Consider the following 19,397-nt stretch of genomic DNA (forward strand, 5'->3'; position numbering starts at 1 on the left):
ATCTCCGCTAAGCAAACGAAACTATTTGTCGCAATTACGATAAATTTAGCTCGCAGTAGTACGATCGGAGGCGATATCGCGCGCTCGATTTTCGAATTCGATCATCGCGGTATCCGGGAAACGGGCGTGGCGCGCAGCCGCCTTCCGCCCGCCAAGAACAATGGAGACTCAATCTTGAAAACAGTCATCGGCTTGCGCTGGTGGATCATCGCGCTCGTCTGCGCCGGCACCATCGTCAACTATCTTTCGCGCAACGCGCTCGGGGTCATGGCCGCCGAGCTCAAAACGCTCATGAACATGAGCACGCAGCAGTATTCGTATGTCGTCGCGGCGTTTCAGGTCGGCTATACGATCATGCAGCCGGTGTGCGGACTCATCATCGACGTGATCGGGCTGCGGCTCGGCTTCGCGCTCTTCGCGTGCCTCTGGTCCGCGACGGGCATGGCCCACGCGCTCGCCAGCGGCTGGCTGTCGCTCGCGGCGCTGCGCGGGCTCATGGGGCTGTCGGAGGCCGTCGCGATTCCGGCGGGCATGAAGGTCGTCGCGGAGTGGTTTCCGAATCGCGAGAAGTCGGTCGCGGTCGGCTACTTCAACGCCGGCACGTCGCTCGGCTCGCTCTTCGCGCCGCCGCTCGTCGTGTTTCTATCGCTGCGCTACGGCTGGCAAAGCGCGTTCGTCGTGACCGGCGCGATGGGCTTCGTGTGGGCCGGATTCTGGTACTGGCTGTATCGCGCGCCGGGCGAGCATCCGCGTATCGGCGAAAAGGAAAAGCAGGCCATCGCCGATGGCCAGACGCCGCACGCGCAACGCACGGGCGAAAAACGCCGCATCCGCGAAGTGCTCGGCACGCGCCGCTTCTGGGCGATCGCGCAGGCGCGCTTTTTCGCCGAACCCGCATGGCAGACATTCAGCTTCTGGATTCCGCTCTATCTCGCAACAGAGCGGCACATGGACCTCAAGCACATCGCAATGTTCGCGTGGTTGCCCTTTCTCGCCGCCGATCTCGGCGGGCTGTTCGGCGGCTATCTGTCGCCGTTCCTGATGAAGCGGTTGCGCCTGCCGCTCGTCGCATCGCGCATCGCGGGCGTCGTGCTCGGCGCGTTCATGATGATCGGGCCGGCGTGCATCGGGCTCGTCGCGTCGCCGTACGAGGCCATCGCGCTGTTCTGCGTCGGCGGTTTCGCGCATCAGATGATCTCCGCGCTCGTCAACACGCTCGCCGCCGATGTCTTCGAGCCGGGCGAAGTCGGCACCGCCGCCGGCTTCGCGGGCATGGCCGCATGGATCGGCGGGCTGGGCTTCTCGCTCGTCGTGGGCGCGCTCGCGGACTCCGTCGGCTACGCGCCGCTCTTCGCCGCGCTCGGCGCGTTCGACCTGATCGGCGCGGCGCTGCTCGTCGTGCTGATGCGCGGCGTGAGCGACAGCGGGACACCGTCCGCGACGGCGCAACGTGCCGCCGCCTGACATCGAATCGAAACGGGAGAACATCATGGCCAACCTGAAGAATCGTCCGCGTTTCGCGGTATCGGAACGGACGGACAATCGCGTCACGCTGAAATCCGACGACGGCGCGCGCATCGAATTGTTCGTGCTCGCCGACGACATCATCCGCGTGCTGGTGTTGCCGCATGGCGAACTGCGCGGCCCGCGCACGTGGGCGATCGCGCCCGGCCTGGACGACGTGCCGCTCGAAGGACGCGACCGTTACGATCTCGGCGGCTTCGCGCCCACGCGCTTCACGTGGTCGGAAGATGCGGGGCATGTCGTCGTGCAGACTGCGCAGATCCGCCTGACGGTCGCGCTCGACGGCGGCTTCTGCGCGTGGCGCATCCTGCGCGCGGGACAGTGGCACGAAGTCATGCGCGATCGCAGGACGCAGGCGTACAACTTCGGCTTCTGGGACGAGCGCGTGTATCACTACGTCGAGCGCAAGGCGGGCGAGATGGTGGTCGGTCTCGGCGAGCGCGCGGGCTCGCTGGATCGCGCGAATCAGAGCTTCGACATGCGCAACGTCGATGCAATGGGCTACAACGCGCGCACGACCGATCCGCTCTACAAGCACATTCCGTTTTACGTGACGTGGCAGCCGGAAACGTCGACGGGCTTCGGTCTCTTCTACGACACGCTCGCCGATTGCCGCTTCGACATGGGCCGCGAGCTCGACAACTATCACGGGCACTACCGGCATTTCATCGCGGAGCACGGCGATCTCGACTACTACTTCATCGCATCGGCCGATACCCCGCTCAACGCGGTGCGCCGCTTCACGTGGCTGACGGGCCGCCCCGCATGGATGCCCAAGTGGGGCCTCGGCTACTCCGGCTCGACGATGAGCTACACCGACGCTCCCGACGCGCAGAAGCGCATGAGCGAATTCATCGATCGATGCCGCGAACACGACATCCTGTGCGACTCGTTTCATCTGTCGTCGGGCTATACGTCGATCGGCGGCAAGCGCTACGTGTTCAACTGGAACCGCGACAAGTTTCCGGATATCGGCGGCTTCGTCGCGAGCTATCTGCGCGAAGGCGTGCGGCTCTGCCCGAACATCAAACCGTGTCTGTTGCAGGATCATCCGCTGTTCGACTCGGTCGCCGCCGCGGGTCTGCTGATCGAAACGCGCAACGGCGATCCGGCGTGGGTGCAGTTCTGGGACGAAGTCGGCGCGTATCTCGACTTCACGAATCCGCACACCATCGACTGGTGGAAGGCGCGCGTGAAAGAGAGCCTGCTCGCGTACGGCATCGGCGCGACGTGGAACGACAACAACGAGTTCGAGATCTGGAGCCCGAACGCGATCGCGCGCGGCTTCGGCGAGCCGTTTCCGGCGCATGAGGCCAAAGTGCTGCAGACGCAACTGATGATGCGCGCCTCGCGCGATGCGCAACGCGAGCACGCGCCGGGCATGCGGCCGTTTCTCGTATCGCGGTCGGGCGGCGTCGGCATGCATCGCTACGTGCAGACGTGGTCCGGCGACAACTACACGTCGTGGGAAACGCTGCGCTTCAATCTGAAGATGGGCCTCGGTCTCGCGATGTCGGGCGTATCGAACAGCGGGCATGACATCGGCGGCTTCGCGGGTCCGGCGCCCGGTCCGGAACTGCTCGCACGCTGGGTCGCGTTCGGCATCTTCCTGCCGCGCTTTTCCATTCACTCGTGGAACGACGACGGCACCGTCAACGAGCCGTGGATGTATCCGGAAATGACGGATGTCATCGGCGGACTCATCAAGCTGCGTTACCGGCTCATCCCGTACCTGTACGAACTGCTGTGGCAATCGCATCGGGCGTATGAACCCGTGCTGCGTCCGATGTTCGCCGAATTTCCCGGCGATCCGCGCTGCCTCGCCGATGGCGACGACATGATGCTCGGCGCGTCGCTGCTCGTTGCGCCTGTCGTCGAACCGGGGCAAAGCGAGCGGCGCGTCTGGCTGCCTCTGGGCACGCGCTGGGCGTCGTACTGGAGCGGCGAAGTCTTCGACGGCGGCCAGACGATCACGCAGCCCGCGCCGCACGACCGCCCCGTCATGCTGATCCGCGAAGGGCATGTGATCGCGTTGAACATCGCCGAACAGCACTTCGCGCGCCCCGCCGATGAACGCGCGTTCATCGCGTTGCCTTACGCCGGCGCGGGCATCGCGCGCGGCGAATGCGTCGAAGACGACGGCGACAGCGAAGCCTGGCGCGACGGCATGCAAGGGCGCTGGAGCGTCGTCATCGGCAGCGATGCGCGAAGCCTGCGTATCGCGGTCGACTATCGCGGGCAGATGCCGCGCGTGCAGGACCGCGTGCGCGTGAGCGTGCCTGCATCGGACACGCGACGCGTGATCTGCGCGACGGGCGAATCGATCGGCGAGTACATCGCCGATGGCTGGCGTCATATCACGCTGCGTCTCGCGGTCTGATCCTCAACTTTCACGGAAGAACAACAAGCAATGAAGTCCATTAATCGCATAGGCATCCTGACGTCTTTCTCGCTAACGGTCGCGGCTTTCTGCGGCACGGCGTCCGCTCAAAGCAGCGTCACGCTATACGGCGTCGTTGACAACGCATTCGCGTATGTCAACAACCAGCGCGGGCAATCCAACATCTACATGAGCCAGGGCAACTTGCAGGCGAGCAAGTTCGGGTTCCTCGGCGCGGAAGATCTGGGCGGCGGCACGAAGGCCGTCTTCCGTCTCGAAAGCGGCTTCAATTCGCTGACGGGCGCGCAAGCCAGCGCGAACACGATCTTCAACCGGCAAGCGTATGCGGGCTTGAGCAACGAGCGCTACGGCACGCTGACGCTCGGCCGCCAGTACACGCCCTACTTCAGCATGGTCGGCGCGCTCGGTCCGACCGGCGTGCTAACCGGCGCGACTGGCGCGCATCCCGGCGACGTCGATGCGCTCGACACCACCCTGCGCTTCAATAACGCGGTCACGTATGCATCGCCGGTCATCGCGGGTCTTGCGCTCGGCGTGCAATACGGTCTCGGCGGCGTGCCGGGCAGTATCGCGACTGGCAGCAACTTCAGCGCCGCGCTGCGCTACGACTACAAGCCGGTGTCGATCGCGGCGGGCTACGTGAAGCTGAGGGACATCGCGACGAGCCCTGCGCTCGGCAGCTTCGCGATCAACTCGCCGGTGAACAACGGCTACGCGAGCGCGCAGCGCGCACAGTTGATCGCGACGGCCGCGCGTTACACGTATCAGGATCTGATGCTCGGGCTCAACTATTCCAACGTGCAGTACACGCCGGGCGCGCGGTCGCTTTTCGCGGACGAAGCGGTGTTCAACAGCTACGGCGCGATCGTCACGTACCGCTTCACGCCAGCCGTGAACGTCGCGGCAGGCTACAGCTATACGCGCGCGAGCAAGGCGAACGGCATCGCCGATCCGGCGCAGTATCACCAGATATCGCTCGAGGAAACGTATAGCCTGTCGGCGCGCACCACGTTCTATGCGCTGCAGGCGTACCAGCATGCGCGCGGCCAGTCGCTCGTCGCATCGGGCGGCGCGGGCGGCGTGGCGATTGCAAACGCGGTCGCGGTCGTCGGCGATTCGCAGAATACGTCGCCTGCGTCGGGACCATCGCAGATCGTCGCGATGGTGGGCATTCGCCACGCGTTCTGATCGACGCGACGTTATTCGAGCATCCACCGCCGCGCGAATTCACCGAACCGAGCAACTTCTTCCGCTTCCCATTCCCGCGATTTGCCCAGCTCGTCAGCGACGATCCGCGCCACTTCCGGCGCGGCGTCGCGGGCAGCGGCGGCATCCAGAAACAGCGCGCGATTGCGCCGCGCCAGCACGTCTTCGACACCGCGCGCGAGTTCCGCCCGAACCGCGAAACGCGTCTGCGCCTCGGTCAGCCCGCTCGCCTTCACCAGGACGTTCTGCGCGCCGGGGAGGCTTTCGATCAGCGCGGCATCGGAACCATAACTGCCGTGCTGCTCCGCCGTCGCGCCGTGCAGCGGCAAGGACGCCGTCCGGCACGGCGCCGCCGGCAACAGGCGCTTCTCGACAGCCATGTCGATGACTTCCTGCGCCATCAGGCGATACGTCGTCCACTTGCCGCCCGTCACGGTAATCATTCCGGCCGCGTTCGTTTCGATCGTATGTTCACGCGACAGCGCCGCCGTCGACGCCTGGCCGTCGCTCTTGACGAGCGGCCGAAGCCCCGCCCACACGCTCAGAACATCGTCGCGTGTCGGCCTGACCGAGAGATAATCGCCCGCCGCCGCGAGAATGAAGTCGATGTCTTCGTCGCTCGCGCGCGGATCGAGCGGCAAGTCGTGACGCGGCGTGTCCGTCGTGCCGACGATCGCATGGCCGTGCCACGGCACGATGAACAGCACGCGGCCGTCCTTCGTCTTCGGCACGAGTATCGCGTCGTTGCTTTGCAGGAAGCGCGCGGGCAAGGTCAGATGCACGCCCTGGCTCGGCGCGACGATCGGGCGCGCGCCCGGCTCCGCCATCGCGCGGATCGCATCGACCCAGACGCCCGTCGCGTTGACGAGACAGCGCGCGCCGACCGTGAAGGTGCCGCCGGTTTCGGCATCGGTCACCGTCAGCCGATGATGTCCCGCCGCGCGATCGAAGCCGACGCCGCACACCGCCGCGTTGTTCACCGCGATGCCGCCGAGATCGAACAGCGTGCGCATCAGCGCGACGGCGAGGCGTGCATCGTCGAACTGTCCGTCGCAATAGAGCGTGCCGCCGCGCAGCGCGTGACCGTCGAGGGAACCGGCGAGCATCGGCGATTTCTCGCGCGTCTGCGCAAGGCTCAGGGTTCGGCTCGCGCCGAAGTTCAGCGAGCCCGCGAGCCAGTCGTACATCTTCAATCCCGCGCCGTAGATCAGCTTGTCGCCGAAACGGTAGGCCGGAACGATGAACCCGAGCGACTGCACGAGATGCGGCGCATTGCGGGCGAGCAGGCCGCGCTCGCGCAGCGCCTTGCGCACGAGCGGCACGTTGCCCTGCGCGAGATAGCGCACGCCGCCATGCACGAGCTTGGTGGCCTTGCTGGACGTGCCCTTGGCGAAGTCGCGCGCCTCCAGCAGCAAGGTTCCATAGCCGCGCGATGCCGCATCGACGGCGGTGCCGAGTCCGCTCGCGCCGCCGCCGATCACGACGACATCGAAAAGCGGCGTCTGGTCCAGTTCGCGCAAAAGCGATGCGCGGCTCGAAGGCGTGACGGTTCGCATGTCAGAGCGCCTCGCAGGTCGGTGCAACGGCGGGCGTTTCCCAGCCGCGTGCGCGTTCGATCGCGCGCTGCCATCGTGCGATGTGGGACTCGCGCGCATCGACGGACATCGCGGGTTCGAAGCGCCGCGCGGCGGGCGTCGCGCACGCAATCTCGTCGTCGCCGGACCAGAAGCCCGAGCCGAGCCCCGCGAGCCGTGCGGCGCCCAGCGCGGTCGTCTCGATGACATGCGGGCGCACGACGGGCCTGTCGAGCAGATCGGCCTGAATCTGCATCAGCAAGTCGCTCTGCGACGCGCCGCCGTCCGCGCGCAATTCGCTCACGGCGATGCCCGCGTCGGCTTCCATCGCGGCGAGGACATCGACCGTCTGTAACGCGATGGCTTCGAGCGCCGCCCGCGCGATATGCGCGCGCGTCGTGCCGCGCGTCATGCCGAGCAGCGTGCCGCGCGCATACGGATCCCAGTACGGCGCGCCGAGTCCGGCGAACGCCGGCGCGAGCACGACGCCTTCGCTCGACGCGCATTGCGCCGCCAGCGCGCCGACCGCCTGCGCGTTCTCGATGATGCCGAGACCGTCGCGCAGCCATTGCACGATCGCCCCACCCATGAACACCGCGCCTTCCAGCGCGTACGTGAGATGGTTATCGCGTTGCCAGCCGATCGTCGTCAGAAGACGATGTTTCGACGCCACCGGCTGCGCCCCCGTGTTCATCAGCATGAAGAGGCCGGTGCCGTACGTGTTCTTGACGAGACCCGGCTCGACGCAGCCCTGGCCGAAGGTCGCCGCCTGCTGATCGCCGACGACGCCCGTGACCGGAATCGCCGCGCCGAACCACGCGGCGTCCGTATGGGCGACGAGTCCGCCCGATGGCACGACGGCGGGCAGCACGGCGCGCGGGATATCGAAAAGCGCGAGCAGTTCGTCGTCCCAATCGCACACGTGAATGTCGAAGAGCGCGGTGCGCGCGGCGTTCGATACGTCCGTCACGTGCACGCGCCGCCCGCTCAGTTGCCACACGAGCCAGCTATCGACAGTGCCGAAGGCCAGCTCGCCGCGACGCGCTCGCTCACGCAGACCCGGCGCGCTGTCGAGCAGCCACGCGAGCTTCGTCGCGGAAAAATACGGATCGATGCGCAGGCCGGTCTTGCGCCCGATCAGCGTCTGCGCGCCGCTTTCGATTAGGCGCGCGCAGTGCGCGGCGGTGCGCCGGTCCTGCCATACGATTGCCCGGCCGATGGTCTCGCCCGTGCGCCGGTCCCACAGAATCGTCGTCTCGCGCTGATTCGCGATGCCGATGCCCGCGATCTCCGACGCCTGCGCGCCGGCGTTCTGCATCGCTTCGCGCGCGACATGGAGTTGCGACTGCCAGATGTCGAGCGGATCGTGCTCGACCCAGCCCGGCTGCGGATAATGCTGCGCGAACTCACGCTGCGCGCGCGCGGCGATACGGCCCGAGCGGTCGAAGAGCATCGCGCGGGAACTCGTGGTTCCCTGGTCGAGCGCGAGGATGAAACGTTGCTGGCCCATGCCGCCGACTCCTGACAATCTGTTTTCGATCATGTTCGCAAACGAATCTGGATATTCGTTTTCGCACATCCTAACATCGAGGCAACGATCGGGAGAAGACGGCGGACAGTGCGCGCGGGAAGTTGTTTCGGCAAGCATCGGTCGCAGCGCGCACGGCGGCGGCGCGTTTTCGTCGTACACTTCTGCATCCGACAATTTTCACTTTTTTGCGATTTTGCGCGATTTGAAGACATCCGAACCTGCGCTCAACGGCCGGCAGCGCGCGTTGCTCGACCGCGTCGCGCGCGACGGCTTCGCGACCATCGAAGATCTCGCCGCGCAATTTCAGGTCACGCCGCAGACCATCCGCCGCGACGTGAACTGGCTGGCCGATCAGAACCTTCTGCGCCGCTATCACGGCGGCGCGAGCGCGCTGACGAGTTCGGAAAACACCGCCTACACCGCGCGTCAGCAGATGTATCTCGACGAAAAGCGGCGCATCGCGCGGCTCGTCGCGTCGGAGATTCCCAATCAGGCCACGCTCTTCATCAACCTCGGCACGACGACGGAGGAAGTCGCCCGCGCGCTCTGTCAGCACACGGGTTTGCGCGTCATCACGAACAACCTGAACGTGGCGAACATTCTCGCGGACGAATCCGACGCCGAACTGCTGGTCGCGGGCGGCAAGGTGCGCGCGCGCGACAAGGGCGTGGTCGGCGAGCAGGCCGTCGACTTCATCCGGATGTTCAAGGTGGACTTCGGGATCATCGGCATATCGAGCATCGAGGAAGACGGCACGCTGCGCGACTTCGACATCGCCGAAGTGCGCGTGGCGCAGGCGATCATCGAACAGTCGCGCACGGTGTTTCTCGTCGCGGATCACTCGAAGTTCGGCCGCGCCGCGCTCGTGAAGCTCGGGCATCTGAGTCAGATCGATGCGCTTTTCACCGATGCCCCGCCGCCCGAGTGGATGGCCGAAAGCCTCGCCGCCGCCGACATCGCCATTCGCGTCGCGCAATGAGCGATGCGGGAAAGCGCGCGGGCGTCATCCGAAAACGCGCGTCCACACCGCGCGAATGCGGCGCGCGCGGTCTTCGAACAGATACGACGCGAGCAGCGCCAGAAGCCCGGAAACCACGCCCGTCAGCACGTGCTCGACGTAGGGCAGACGGTAATGGCTCGTATGCGCGTAGGTATCGCCGATCATGGTCAGCGTGCCGACCATCGCCGCGTTGCCGTAGCGGTTGCCGTACAGCTTCGCGGCGGGCGTGAAGGTCAGCAGCACCGCGAGCAGTCCCGTCAGCAGCCCGGTCTTGAACGCGATCGTCCAGTGCGCGACGCTCGCAACATTGGCCCAGCTTCCCGGCATGCACGTCATGCACGCGCTCGTCGGCTGCCAGAAGCGCTGCACGAATAGCCTGATCCGGCGTTTCCAATCGTTCGACATGACCGCCGTCCTCATCGGCATCGACGATGAATCGCCGCGCCTGACAATGCGCGATCGATTGCGTCGAGCGCGTAAATGAATCCGCGTTGCCGGCCTTCGCGTTCGAGCCGTCGTAGTTCATCGGTCAATACGGCGTTCCGCTCGCCTTTTCCGTGCGCGGCGAGTGCGCGCCCGCGCGCCACGGCGAACGCGGAAAACGGCGACGGCTCACGGCGCGCGTAATCCTCCAGCGCCGTCGCATGATGCAGAGTCTCGTCCCAACGTTCGCGGTCGAGGCACGCGTCGATCGCATCGCGCCGGAAGAGAAAGTGATTGTGGCTCACCGCGCCCGCCGCGAGCACGGCTTCGCCTTGCGCGAGGGCTTCGTCGAACACGGCGATGTCATCGGTCGCGCGCGCGAGGTTGCCGAGATATGCCGCGCCCAGATACGCCATGCCGGTTTCGCGGCTGATCGAGAGCGCTTCTTCGATGTCGTCGAGCGCCTCGCGCCGCCGTCCGTCGATACGATGCAGCTCTCCCCGCAACGCGAGCGCCTCGCCTTCGAAACGCCGCGACTTCAGCTCGCGCGCGCAGCGAAGCGCGCCGTCGACATGTTCCCACGCGCGCGCAAATTCCGCGAGATCGTGCAGGCAGTGCCACGCGGCGTGATGCGCGACCGCGAGCGCCCTGAGATGGCCCGCCTTGCGCGCGGCGGCGACGCTCGCGAGCGCGGCATCGACTCCCGCTCTCGCTTCGCCCGTGAACCAGGTCGTGATGGCGTGCATCGGCAGATTGGCGACCTCGATGCGCCCGAAGCCATGACGCCGGCACAATTCGATGCATCGGCTGAACGCATCGTGCGCGCTGATCATCCGCCCGCGCATGTACGCCGCGTCGCCGAGGCCGCCGAGCGCCGCCGCTTCCTGTTCCGGATCGCGCGCCCGTTGCGCGAGCGCGAGGCTGCGTTCGTGTTCGCGCACGCAACCGTCGATATCGCCGCGCGGAAAACACAGGTTGCCGCGCAGGAAGTGAATGCGCGCTTCCTCGCGCCCGAGCCCTTGCGCGGCGGCGGCCTTCGCGGCATGACCGAGATCGGACCAGGCGCCATCGAGATCGTCGATGACGCGCTTCACCGTCGCGCGCCCGATCCACGCGTGGCATCGCTCGGCGTCGGTCGTCGCGATGCAAAGCGCCGCTTCGAACGATGCGAGCGCCGATGTCATATCGCCCATGTCGTGCAGGATGTTGCCGCGCAGACATTGGAGCGCGACGCGTTCGCTGCCCGCGTCCGCGAGCGCCAGCCCGCGATCGACGAGCGTCAACGCCGATTCATGCCGATACGCCGACGCCTGCGCGCGCGCCGCATCGCGATAGGCGAGCGGCGCGTCCCGATCCGCCGCGCGGTCCAGATGCTCGGCGCGCAGCACCGGATCGCGCTCGCCGTACCATTGGGCCGCGCGCCGATGCAACTCGCGGCGGCGGCTTTTCAGCAGGCCGTCGTAGACCGCGTCGCGGATCAGCGCGTGATGGAAGAGGAAGCCCGTGCCCTGGCGTCGCAACAGGCGGCCCGCGACGAGCGATTCCATTGCGCCGCTTGTCGCGCCGTCATCGACGAGATGATCGAGCGCCTCCTTCGCGACAAGCTGGCCGAGCACGGAAGCCGCCTGCAACACGGTCTTGTGCGCGGGATCGAGCCGGTCGAGGCGTGCCTGCACGAGACTGCGCACCGACCCGGGCACGGCCTCCTCCGCGTCGTCTTCGGCATGATTGAGCAACTGTTCCAGAAACAGCGGGTTGCCCGCCGCCCGCGCGATGCAGCGCCCCGCCAGTTGCGCCTGCGCATGCGGAAACGATGCGGCCATGACTTGCGCCTCGCCATCGCTCAGCGGACCGAGATCGACGGGCGAACACGGCGCGCCTTGGGCCGCGCGCCACGTTTCGTCGAACGCATCGGCGAGCGGCCGCGCCGTCATCACCAGCACGGCGGGACACGCCGACGCCGTTGCGGAGAGCGCCGCGAGATCGCGCAGCGTCGCTGCGTCCGACCAGTGAATGTCCTCGACGGACAGCACGCGCGGCTGCCGCACGCTCGCGCGCCGCACGAGCCCGATCACGGCGTCGCGCCGGCCGCGAATGCGCATCGCGTTATCCATCGCTTCGTAGATCGTGCGGTCGGCGGGCGGCATCGGAATATCGAGCAGATCGTCGAGAAAGAGCGCGTCGTTGGCATCGATCAGGCCATCGGCGGCGGCGCTGGCGAGCGCATCCGCGTGCGCCGGTTCGTCGAGCGCCAGAAGGCCGCGCACGAGCGATTGAATCGCGCCCCGGCCAGCCGCCGCGCCGAAGTCGAGCACGAGGCCGCTATGACAGGCGAATCCCGCGTCGCGCGCTTCGCGTTCGAACTCTTCGAGCAGGCGCGTCTTGCCGATGCCCGCTTCGCCGCAGAGCAGAAGCGCGCATCCGGCGCGGGTCGCGCGGCATGATCGGAGGATCGCGCGGAATTGCGCCAGCTCGTCGCATCGTCCGACGAACGGGCGGTCGCGCGTCGAACGCCGCAGACCGGTCACGCGCCACGCGCTCACCGGTTCCGCGAAGCCCTTCACGCTGAGCGCGCCGCGTTCGGCGCAGTCGAGACGGTCGGCGAGACACTGCCGCACGGCATCGGATATCAGGATTTCGCCCTGCCCGGCCGCGCCGGTGAGACGCGACGCGAGGTTGACCGTCTCGCCGGTGACGGTGTATTCGCGATGCGTGGCGCTGCCGGTGCCGCTCGCGACGACCACGCCGCCCGCAATGCCGATATGCGCGCGAACCGGACGCGCGACGCGCTGCGACAGGCCGGGCATCGCCTCGCCGATGGCAAGCGCCGCCCGCACCGCGCGCTCGATGTCGTTGCCGTGCGAGACCGGCGCGCCGAACACCGCCATGACGGAATCGCCCACGTGTTTGTCGACGCGACCGCCATGCTGCGAGACGATGCGATCGACGTGATCGAAATACTGCTCCAGCAACGCGTGAACGTCTTCCGGATCGATCCGCCGGCTCAGGTCGGTGAAGCCGCACAGATCGGCGAAGAGCACGGCGACCTGGCGACGCTCGCCTTGCGCCTCGCCCAGACGCGCGGGCGCTTTCCCGGCTTCAGGCTCGGCTCCGGCTTCGCCGTGCGCGCGCAATCCGGCGAGCGCATCGAGCAGCGTGCGCCGATGTCCGACCGGCGTGACGCCGAGATCCTTGAGATCGTCGGCGGTGAGTTTGCGGAGTACCTCGCCGTCGATGGCGTTTTCGCGAAACGTCTGCTCGTATCGTTCCAATCCGAGGCTGCGCAGCCACGCGGCGACGTCCACGATCGCTTTCCTCGATTGCCTATTTCGCGGGCTCCGGCGAGCCGCACTTCATGCCGGCGCCATGCGCGCCATCGACGTTTTTCAGCGAGACGAGCAGCCGGCTCCCCGTGGTCGCGGTGATGATGTGGCCATAGCTGACCGTCGGGATGAACTTGATGTCCGGCGCCACGGCGACCGGCGGATTCTGCGCGCCATCGACGGTCAGATCCAGCTCCACGGTCACCGAATCGATCGTCACGCCGTAATCCTGCTTGCCGGCCGCCTGAGCCTTCTTGAAGTCGCAGAGACCATCCAGCACGTTCTGCAACGCGGTGGGGATATCGACGGGCTTGCCGGCGGGCACAGGCGGCGTATTGCATCCGGCGACGAGAAAACATGCGGCAAAAACAGGCACTGAGAAGACGACGCGCATGGAAATCCTCCGGTCATACATCCAGTTCGACAGCACGCGAGATCAGAAGCGATGTCTTATTCCGGCTGTCGCCTGGAGCTGCGTCGCCGTGGACGACGGATTGCTCACGCCGTTGATCCACGCCACGCCGAGCGGCGACGTGCCGCTCGGGCTCACGCGCTGCCACGCGCCCTGAACATAGACATCGGTGCGGCGCGAGAATCGGTAGTCGGCCATCGCGCTCACCTGGTTCCAGTGCGGAACGCCGCCGCCGCCGTTTCCGCCCGCGCGGGAATAGGTGTAAGCGCCCGAGAGCTCGAGCGCCGGTGTCAGCGCGTAGCGAATATTTCCTTCGAAGTTCTGAAAATTCGCGCTCAGGTTCGTCTGAAAGAATCGCGTGAGCTTGCTCTGCGAATACACGAAGCCCGCCACGGCCGGGCCGAACGCATAGTTCACGCCAACGCCGAGCGTCTTCTGACTGTCGGCCAGCACGCCGACCGGCACCGCGCTCGTCGAGAGCACGCCTTGCAGCGACGACGCGGTCGTATCGGTGACCGCGCCGTTCGGGTTCAACTGGGCGGGCGTGCGCGCGGAACTGTTGAGCTGGAGATAGCCGAAACCGACATTCCACGGCCCGTTCGCATACGACACACCGAAGCTGTACGCACGGTTATTCGTAAAGCCGCCTGCCTGATTGGAGAAACCGTACATCGCGCCGAACCGGAAGCCGGCGAATTCCGGGCTCATGTACTTCACGGCGTTATTGATCTGGAACGAATCGTTCAGATTGTCGATGTCGAACGGATGCGCGAAATGCGTACCGCCGAACTCCGTGCCTGTCAGCGACAGCGGCGCGACGAAATCGACCATGCCATCGGTCTGTCGACCGAGCGTGAGCGCGCCGTATTCGCGGCTCGACACGCCGACGTACGCCAGACGATTGAAGATCCGATTGCCCGACGAGTACTGTCCGCTGTTTACGTCGAAGCCGTTCTCCAGCGCGAAGACGGCTTTCATACCCGCGCCCAGATCCTCGGCGCCGCGCAAGCCCCAGCGGCTGTCCTGAACGGCGCCGCTCGTCATCTGCCAGTTGCTGTGTCCGCCGCTCGTGCCCGTGGTCTCGTTGCTCGTGTATGTCAGACCGGCATCGATCAGCCCATAGAGCGTGATGCTGCTTTGCGCATGGACCGCGCTCGCCAGCGTGATCATCGTCGTGGCACTGCTCATAAGCATCTTCTTCATTTGCCTGCTCCAGCCAAGACAGGGAGAAAGGAATCTCCCGGTACGCTTCGAATACAGGACGTCGGCGATCGCGGCGCGGGTAGCCGCGCGGATCGCCGGGAAAACGCACGATGTTCTTCACACACTCTATGCGAGCGCGGCGGAAAACGGCAACCCGCAATCGAGGGCGGCGTTAATCGTGCTGCAGAAATCCGCGCACGAGCGGGCCGATTTCGCGCGTACGCGTAATGAGAAAGAGATGACCGTCCTCGACGACATGCAGCGTCGCGCGACGAATGCGGCGCGCAAGGATTTGCGCGTTGACGAGCGGCACGATGGGATCGTCGTCGCCGTGCATGACGAGCGTCGGCTGGCGCAGCGATCCGAGCCACAAGAGGCTGCTCCATCCCCATGTCGCGAACAGTTGATAGATGTAGCCGCGTCCGCCCGGCGCGCGAATGTGACGGCCGTGTTCCTCGAGCAGCGCGGGGTCGCGCCGGTAAGCGCCGCCATAAATCTCCGCGCCGACTTCGCGCAGATAATCCGGGTCGCGATAACGGCGCGCACCGATCAGCTTCGACAACACGGAAAGCCGTCCCGGCACCATGATGACGCCCGGCGACGTCGCGGCGAGCACGAGCTTGCGGCAACGGAACGGATAGAGATGCGCGAACTGCTGCGCGAGCGCGCCGCCCCACGACACGCCGAGCGCATCCACGGGTCCATCGTAGCCGAGCTTCGCGAGCAGCTTGTCCGTCATCACGGCGAGCGTGGAGAAGCGATACGGCACGAGCGGTGCGGGCGAACCGCCGACGCCGGGAATGTCGAAGATGACGACCTCGACGTCGCCGAGCGCATCGGCGAACGGCTGTATCAGTTCGAGATTCGCGCCGATGCCGTTGAAGACGACGAGCGGCGGCGATGCATTGCTGCCGCGCCAGATGCCCACGCGCAGCAGTTGGCCATCGAGCGAAACGGTCTGTATTTCTGGCGCACGCGTCATCTTCATCGTTATCGTTCCATGTGAATGCCGCAAGACCGCTTCGAATCAACGTTCGACGACGTACGTGCCCGGCGCATCGGCGAGACGCTTGTGCCGCCGGTTGCCCAGCGCGCGCGGCGCGGGGCGCAATTCGCCCGAACGTTCGGCGAGCCATGCGCGCCAGTCGGTCCACCACGAATCCGCTTCGGCACGCGCGCCGGCGAGCCATGCGTCGGGGTCGTCGGGAAGTGCGTCGTTATGGAAGAACTTCGCTTTCGGATTGCCCGGCGGATTGATGAGGCTCTGGATATGACCGCTCGAACTCAGCACGTATCGCGTCTTGCCGCCGAACGCGCGCGCCGTGCCGTAGACGCCCTTCCACGGCGTGATGTGATCCGTCATGCCAGCCATGACATACGTATCGCAACTGACTTTCGACAGATCGACGTTCTTGCCGAGCACCGTCAGCTTGCCCGGCGCGCTGAACAGGTTGCGCGTGAAGATGTCGAGCAAGTCGCCGTGCAGTTTCGCGGGCAGGCGTGTCGCGTCGTTGTTCCAGTAGAGAATGTCGAAGGCGGGCGGCGCTTCGCCCATCAGATAGTTGTTGATCCAGAAGCTCCAGACGAGGTCGTTCGGACGCATCCATGCGAACACGCGGCCCATGTCCTCGCCCGGCAGCACGCCCTTTGCGCGGCTGTTGCGCTTGGCGAGTTCGACGGCTTCGGGCGTCGTGAAGAGACCGAGCTGCGATTCCGACAAGCTGTCCAGCACCGCGACCATCAGCGTGGCCGCGTGCACCGTCTTGTCGCCGCGCGCCGCGAGATGGCCGAGCAGCGCGGAGATCGTCATTGCGCCGGAGCATGCGCCGTGCAGATTCACGTCCGCGTGGCCGGTGATGTCGCGCACCGCGTCGATCGCTTCGATGAGCGCGGCGACATACGTGTCCATGTTCCAGTCGCGCTGCGCTTCGGCCGGATTGCGCCAGCTCACGGCGAACACCTGAAACTCGCTCTTCACCAGATATTCGACGATGCTCTTGCCCGCCGACAGATCGAAGATATAGAACTTGTTGATCTGCGGCGGCACGATGAGTTGCGCACGCGCGCGGACCTTCGCCGTCGCTGGCGCGTACTGGATGAGTTCGAGCACTTCGTTGCGGAACACGACCGCGCCGGCCGTCGTCGCGAGATTGCCGCCGACGCGAAACGCGTGCTTGTCGACCTGCGACGGCATGCCCTTGTTGCCGATCGTATCGGCGAGCATGTTGCGCATACCCGCGACGGCACTCGCACCGCGCGATTGCACGAGCTTCCTGAGTGCGGCCGGATTGCCCGCGAGCGTGTTGGTCGGCGCGAGCGCATCGGTCATGAGGGACATCGCGAATTGCGCGCGCTCCTTGTTCGGACCGTCGAGCGCCGAGCGTTCGACGAAGCCCGCGAGCGCGTTGCGCCATGCCAGATAGCCCTGCAACGTCGCGCGATACAGCGTCTGTTCGCGCCACGCCGGATCGGCGAAACGCTTGTCGCCTTTCTCCGGTGTGCATGCTTCCTCGCCGATAAGCGCCGATGCGAGATCACGCACGAGCGACGTGGTCTGACTCATCAGCAACGCGGGATGCAACATCGCCTGCGCGCCGATCTGCCCGGCGGCGGCGAACATGTCGGTCACACGTAATCCGACGAACGGATTGGGCCCGAGCATGCCGTCCGTTGCGCTGGCCGTGAGGCCGCCGTTTTCGTTGAACTTCTCCACCTTCACTTCCGTCTCCTTCGAACGCCGCGTTCATGCGACGAGCATCGCGAGCGTCTGCGCGATCAGCGCCGGCTTCTCCTCGCCTTCTATCTCCAGTTCACTGTCCGTCTTCACGAGAATGCGGCCGCCGGCCTTCCGTTCCACCGAACTCAGCACCACGCGGCAACGCACGCGCGCGCCGGATCGCACCGGCGTCATGAAGCGCACCTTGTCGAGCCCGTAGTTCAGCGCAGCGGACGCGTCTGCCGGAATCAGGCCGATTTCGACCGAAAGCGTCGCGAGCAGCGAGAGCGTCAGATAGCCGTGCGCGATCGTTCCGCCGAACGGGCTCTCGCGTTTCGCGCGCTCTTCGTTGACGTGGATCCATTGCGTGTCGCCGGTGCAGTGCGCGAAGGTTTCGATGCGCGACTGATCGACGACGATCCAGTCCGACACGCCCAGTTCGCGGCCGACGAAGGCGTCGATCGTCGCCATGCTGTATCCGATGGTGCTCATGCTGTTGCCTCGCGATGCGGCGACCGCGCGCCGCGTAATGTGATAGCGAAGAATACGGAGAACGCGCGCACGCCGCCCCTCTCGCAGAGAGAGGGGCGCACGTTGCGATGAACTCAGCGATCCGGCGCGATGGGCGTCCCGTCCTTGTGGACGAAGCGGCCATCGGCGTTGGCGCTGATCATGTCGACATCGGAACAGGTAGTGAGATCGTCATATACGCGGCTGCCGACTTCTAGATATACCGCAGTGTTCTCCGAACGGTTAATCATGTGATGGCCGTTGCCCGTTCCCTTGCGGAACGCCGCGCTGTCGCCCGCGCGCAGGATGGTTTCGCCTTCGTTTTCGATCAGCACGAGTTCGCCTTCGAGCACATGCACGAACTCGTCTTCGTGCGAATGCCAGTGACGCTGGCTCGACCATCCGCCCGGCGGCAGGCGCATGAGATTGACGCCGAAATCGGTGAGGCTTGCCGCATCGCCGAGACGTTGACGGATGCGGTTGGCGCACGGCGCATCGAAGGGCGGCGGGTATCCCGAGCCTTTTTCCTCGGGCACGGCGGCAAGATCGATCTTCGGCATGGCGGGCTCACGTATCGATTGAAGCGATGAATGTCGCACACTTCACTACAATCGGATACTTTCGCTGCATCGAACAAGGACGCGAACATGGCGCAGGCGCCGCACATCGAACGGCAGGAAGACAGCAGCACGCAACGAGAACGACGCTGGCTCACGACAGGCGGCCCGATTCTCTTTCTGCTTCTCTGGTCCGCAGGCTTCCCGATCGCGAAGACCGGTTTGCATTACGCGTCGCCGTTGACGTTTCTCGCGATACGTTTCGCATTGAGCGTCGGCGTGCTGCTCGCGGTGTGCGCCGTGAAGCGTCCGCAATGGCCGCGCAATGCGCGCGCGTGGCTGCATCTCGGCGTCGTCGGCTTTCTCGTGCAGGTGATGTACTTCGGACTCAGCTATCTGTCGATGACGGCGGGCATCGCGACCTCCGTGCTCGCGCTGATCGTGTCCTTGCAGCCGATACTCGTCGGCGTGCTCGCGCCGCAGTTCGTCGGCGAGCGCATCGGCGTGCGCAGATGGATTGGCTTGCTGCTCGGGCTCGCGGGCGCGGCGGGCGTGATCGTCGCCCGCGGGACGCTGCATGCGGAAGCGCTCGGGCCTGTGCTGCTCGCAATCGGCGCGCTCATCGGCATCACGGGCGCAATGCTCTATGAAAAGCGTCTGGGCACCGCGCAGGATCCGGTGACATCGAACCTCGTGCAATACAGCGTGGGCTTCGTGTTCTGCGCGCCGATGGCGCTGCTCTTCGAGCACACGCAAGTGCAATGGACGCCCACGCTCATCGCGACGCTCGCGTATCTCGTCATCGGCAATTCATTGATCGCGATCACGCTGCTGCTGGCAATGACGCGCGCGGGCAAGGTTTCGCAAGTCGCGTCGCTGTTCTTCTTCGTGCCGCCCGCCGCCGCCGTGCTGTCGTACTTCTTTCTCGGCGAAGTGTTGCCGGCGGCGGCATGGTGGGCGATGGGCGTCGCGGTATCGGGCGTCGCGATTGCAACGTGGAACCCGCGCAAATGATGC

15 protein-coding genes are annotated in these 19,397 nt (G+C 65.9%); 5 read left to right on the plus strand and 10 right to left on the minus strand.

Annotated elements, in window-relative coordinates; all coding sequences use genetic code 11:
* Positions 1–174 precede the first annotated feature (174 nt).
* Genes AWB77_RS09465 through AWB77_RS09475 form a run of 3 tightly spaced genes read left to right on the plus strand, consistent with a single transcriptional unit; the run spans position 175 to position 5,113 of the window.
* Positions 175–1,464 carry an MFS transporter gene (locus tag AWB77_RS09465; protein WP_061134436.1) on the plus strand — a complete coding sequence of 430 codons (1,290 nt, stop codon included), beginning with the start codon at positions 175–177 and terminating at the stop codon, positions 1,462–1,464.
* A gap of 25 nt (positions 1,465–1,489) precedes the next feature.
* Positions 1,490–3,904 (plus strand): glycoside hydrolase family 31 protein, encoded by a 2,415-nt coding sequence (locus AWB77_RS09470; RefSeq protein WP_061134179.1) that lies wholly within the window; start codon positions 1,490–1,492, stop codon positions 3,902–3,904.
* Positions 3,905–3,934: 30 nt separating this feature from the next.
* On the plus strand, positions 3,935–5,113 hold the full coding sequence (locus AWB77_RS09475; RefSeq protein WP_082852626.1) for a porin: 1,179 nt from the start codon (positions 3,935–3,937) through the stop codon (positions 5,111–5,113).
* 11 nt (positions 5,114–5,124) lie between these two features.
* Here AWB77_RS09475 and AWB77_RS09480 read toward each other — a convergent pair whose 3' ends face one another.
* Together AWB77_RS09480 and glpK are read right to left on the minus strand one after the other, a co-directional pair.
* Positions 5,125–6,687, minus strand: a complete 1,563-nt coding sequence (locus AWB77_RS09480; RefSeq protein WP_061134180.1) for a glycerol-3-phosphate dehydrogenase/oxidase — start codon at positions 6,685–6,687, stop codon at positions 5,125–5,127.
* A gap of 1 nt (position 6,688) precedes the next feature.
* Positions 6,689–8,215 carry a glycerol kinase GlpK gene (gene glpK, locus AWB77_RS09485; protein WP_061134438.1) on the minus strand — a complete coding sequence of 509 codons (1,527 nt, stop codon included), beginning with the start codon at positions 8,213–8,215 and terminating at the stop codon, positions 6,689–6,691.
* A gap of 223 nt (positions 8,216–8,438) precedes the next feature.
* Between glpK and AWB77_RS09490 the strand changes: the two genes are divergently transcribed.
* Positions 8,439–9,215: a DeoR/GlpR family DNA-binding transcription regulator gene (locus tag AWB77_RS09490; RefSeq protein WP_061134439.1), complete on the plus strand. Its 777-nt coding sequence runs from the start codon at positions 8,439–8,441 to the stop codon at positions 9,213–9,215.
* 24 nt (positions 9,216–9,239) lie between these two features.
* Here AWB77_RS09490 and AWB77_RS09495 read toward each other — a convergent pair whose 3' ends face one another.
* The 8 genes from AWB77_RS09495 to AWB77_RS09530 all read right to left on the minus strand — a co-directional run bounded on the left by AWB77_RS09495 (position 9,240) and on the right by AWB77_RS09530 (position 18,383).
* On the minus strand, positions 9,240–9,641 hold the full coding sequence (locus tag AWB77_RS09495) for a hypothetical protein (RefSeq protein WP_061134440.1): 402 nt from the start codon (positions 9,639–9,641) through the stop codon (positions 9,240–9,242).
* A gap of 11 nt (positions 9,642–9,652) precedes the next feature.
* A complete protein-coding gene (locus AWB77_RS09500; protein WP_061134181.1) occupies positions 9,653–12,964 on the minus strand; it encodes an adenylate/guanylate cyclase domain-containing protein in 3,312 nt (1,103 codons plus the stop codon).
* 19 nt (positions 12,965–12,983) lie between these two features.
* Complete coding sequence (locus AWB77_RS09505; RefSeq protein ID WP_061134182.1) at positions 12,984–13,376, minus strand: hypothetical protein; 393 nt, start codon at positions 13,374–13,376, stop codon at positions 12,984–12,986.
* Between the two features lie 42 nt (positions 13,377–13,418).
* Complete coding sequence (locus tag AWB77_RS09510) at positions 13,419–14,597, minus strand: porin (protein ID WP_061134183.1); 1,179 nt, start codon at positions 14,595–14,597, stop codon at positions 13,419–13,421.
* Between the two features lie 172 nt (positions 14,598–14,769).
* On the minus strand, positions 14,770–15,585 hold the full coding sequence (phaZ, locus tag AWB77_RS09515; RefSeq protein WP_061134184.1) for a poly(3-hydroxyalkanoate) depolymerase: 816 nt from the start codon (positions 15,583–15,585) through the stop codon (positions 14,770–14,772).
* Positions 15,586–15,624: 39 nt separating this feature from the next.
* Entirely contained in the window at positions 15,625–17,259 is a 1,635-nt protein-coding gene (locus AWB77_RS09520) for an alpha/beta fold hydrolase (RefSeq protein WP_061134441.1), read from the minus strand.
* 81 nt (positions 17,260–17,340) lie between these two features.
* Positions 17,341–17,805, minus strand: coding sequence for a MaoC family dehydratase (locus tag AWB77_RS09525; RefSeq protein WP_061134185.1), 465 nt, complete (start codon positions 17,803–17,805; stop codon positions 17,341–17,343).
* A 113-nt stretch (positions 17,806–17,918) separates the two neighbouring features.
* Positions 17,919–18,383: a cupin domain-containing protein gene (locus AWB77_RS09530; RefSeq protein WP_061134186.1), complete on the minus strand. Its 465-nt coding sequence runs from the start codon at positions 18,381–18,383 to the stop codon at positions 17,919–17,921.
* Between the two features lie 87 nt (positions 18,384–18,470).
* On the opposite strand from AWB77_RS09530, the gene AWB77_RS09535 reads away from it, so the two are divergent.
* Positions 18,471–19,394 (plus strand): DMT family transporter, encoded by a 924-nt coding sequence (locus tag AWB77_RS09535; RefSeq protein WP_061134442.1) that lies wholly within the window; start codon positions 18,471–18,473, stop codon positions 19,392–19,394.
* Positions 19,395–19,397 lie beyond the last annotated feature (3 nt).

It is taken from the genome of Caballeronia fortuita, assembly GCF_001544835.2.
Classification (GTDB): domain Bacteria; phylum Pseudomonadota; class Gammaproteobacteria; order Burkholderiales; family Burkholderiaceae; genus Caballeronia; species Caballeronia fortuita.

Coding starts and splice junctions, on each gene's coding strand:
- AWB77_RS09480 (WP_061134180.1), bottom strand. CDS start 6,687: ATGCGAACCGTCACGCCTTCGAGCCGCGCATCGCTTTTGCGCGAACTG.
- AWB77_RS09525 (WP_061134185.1), bottom strand. CDS start 17,805: ATGAGCACCATCGGATACAGCATGGCGACGATCGACGCCTTCGTCGGC.
- phaZ (WP_061134184.1), bottom strand. CDS start 15,585: ATGAAGATGACGCGTGCGCCAGAAATACAGACCGTTTCGCTCGATGGC.
- AWB77_RS09530 (WP_061134186.1), bottom strand. CDS start 18,383: ATGCCGAAGATCGATCTTGCCGCCGTGCCCGAGGAAAAAGGCTCGGGA.
- AWB77_RS09505 (WP_061134182.1), bottom strand. CDS start 13,376: ATGCGCGTCGTCTTCTCAGTGCCTGTTTTTGCCGCATGTTTTCTCGTC.
- AWB77_RS09495 (WP_061134440.1), bottom strand. CDS start 9,641: ATGTCGAACGATTGGAAACGCCGGATCAGGCTATTCGTGCAGCGCTTC.
- AWB77_RS09475 (WP_082852626.1), top strand. CDS start 3,935: ATGAAGTCCATTAATCGCATAGGCATCCTGACGTCTTTCTCGCTAACG.
- glpK (WP_061134438.1), bottom strand. CDS start 8,215: ATGGGCCAGCAACGTTTCATCCTCGCGCTCGACCAGGGAACCACGAGT.
- AWB77_RS09520 (WP_061134441.1), bottom strand. CDS start 17,259: ATGCTCGGGCCCAATCCGTTCGTCGGATTACGTGTGACCGACATGTTC.
- AWB77_RS09510 (WP_061134183.1), bottom strand. CDS start 14,597: ATGAAGAAGATGCTTATGAGCAGTGCCACGACGATGATCACGCTGGCG.
- AWB77_RS09470 (WP_061134179.1), top strand. CDS start 1,490: ATGGCCAACCTGAAGAATCGTCCGCGTTTCGCGGTATCGGAACGGACG.
- AWB77_RS09535 (WP_061134442.1), top strand. CDS start 18,471: ATGGCGCAGGCGCCGCACATCGAACGGCAGGAAGACAGCAGCACGCAA.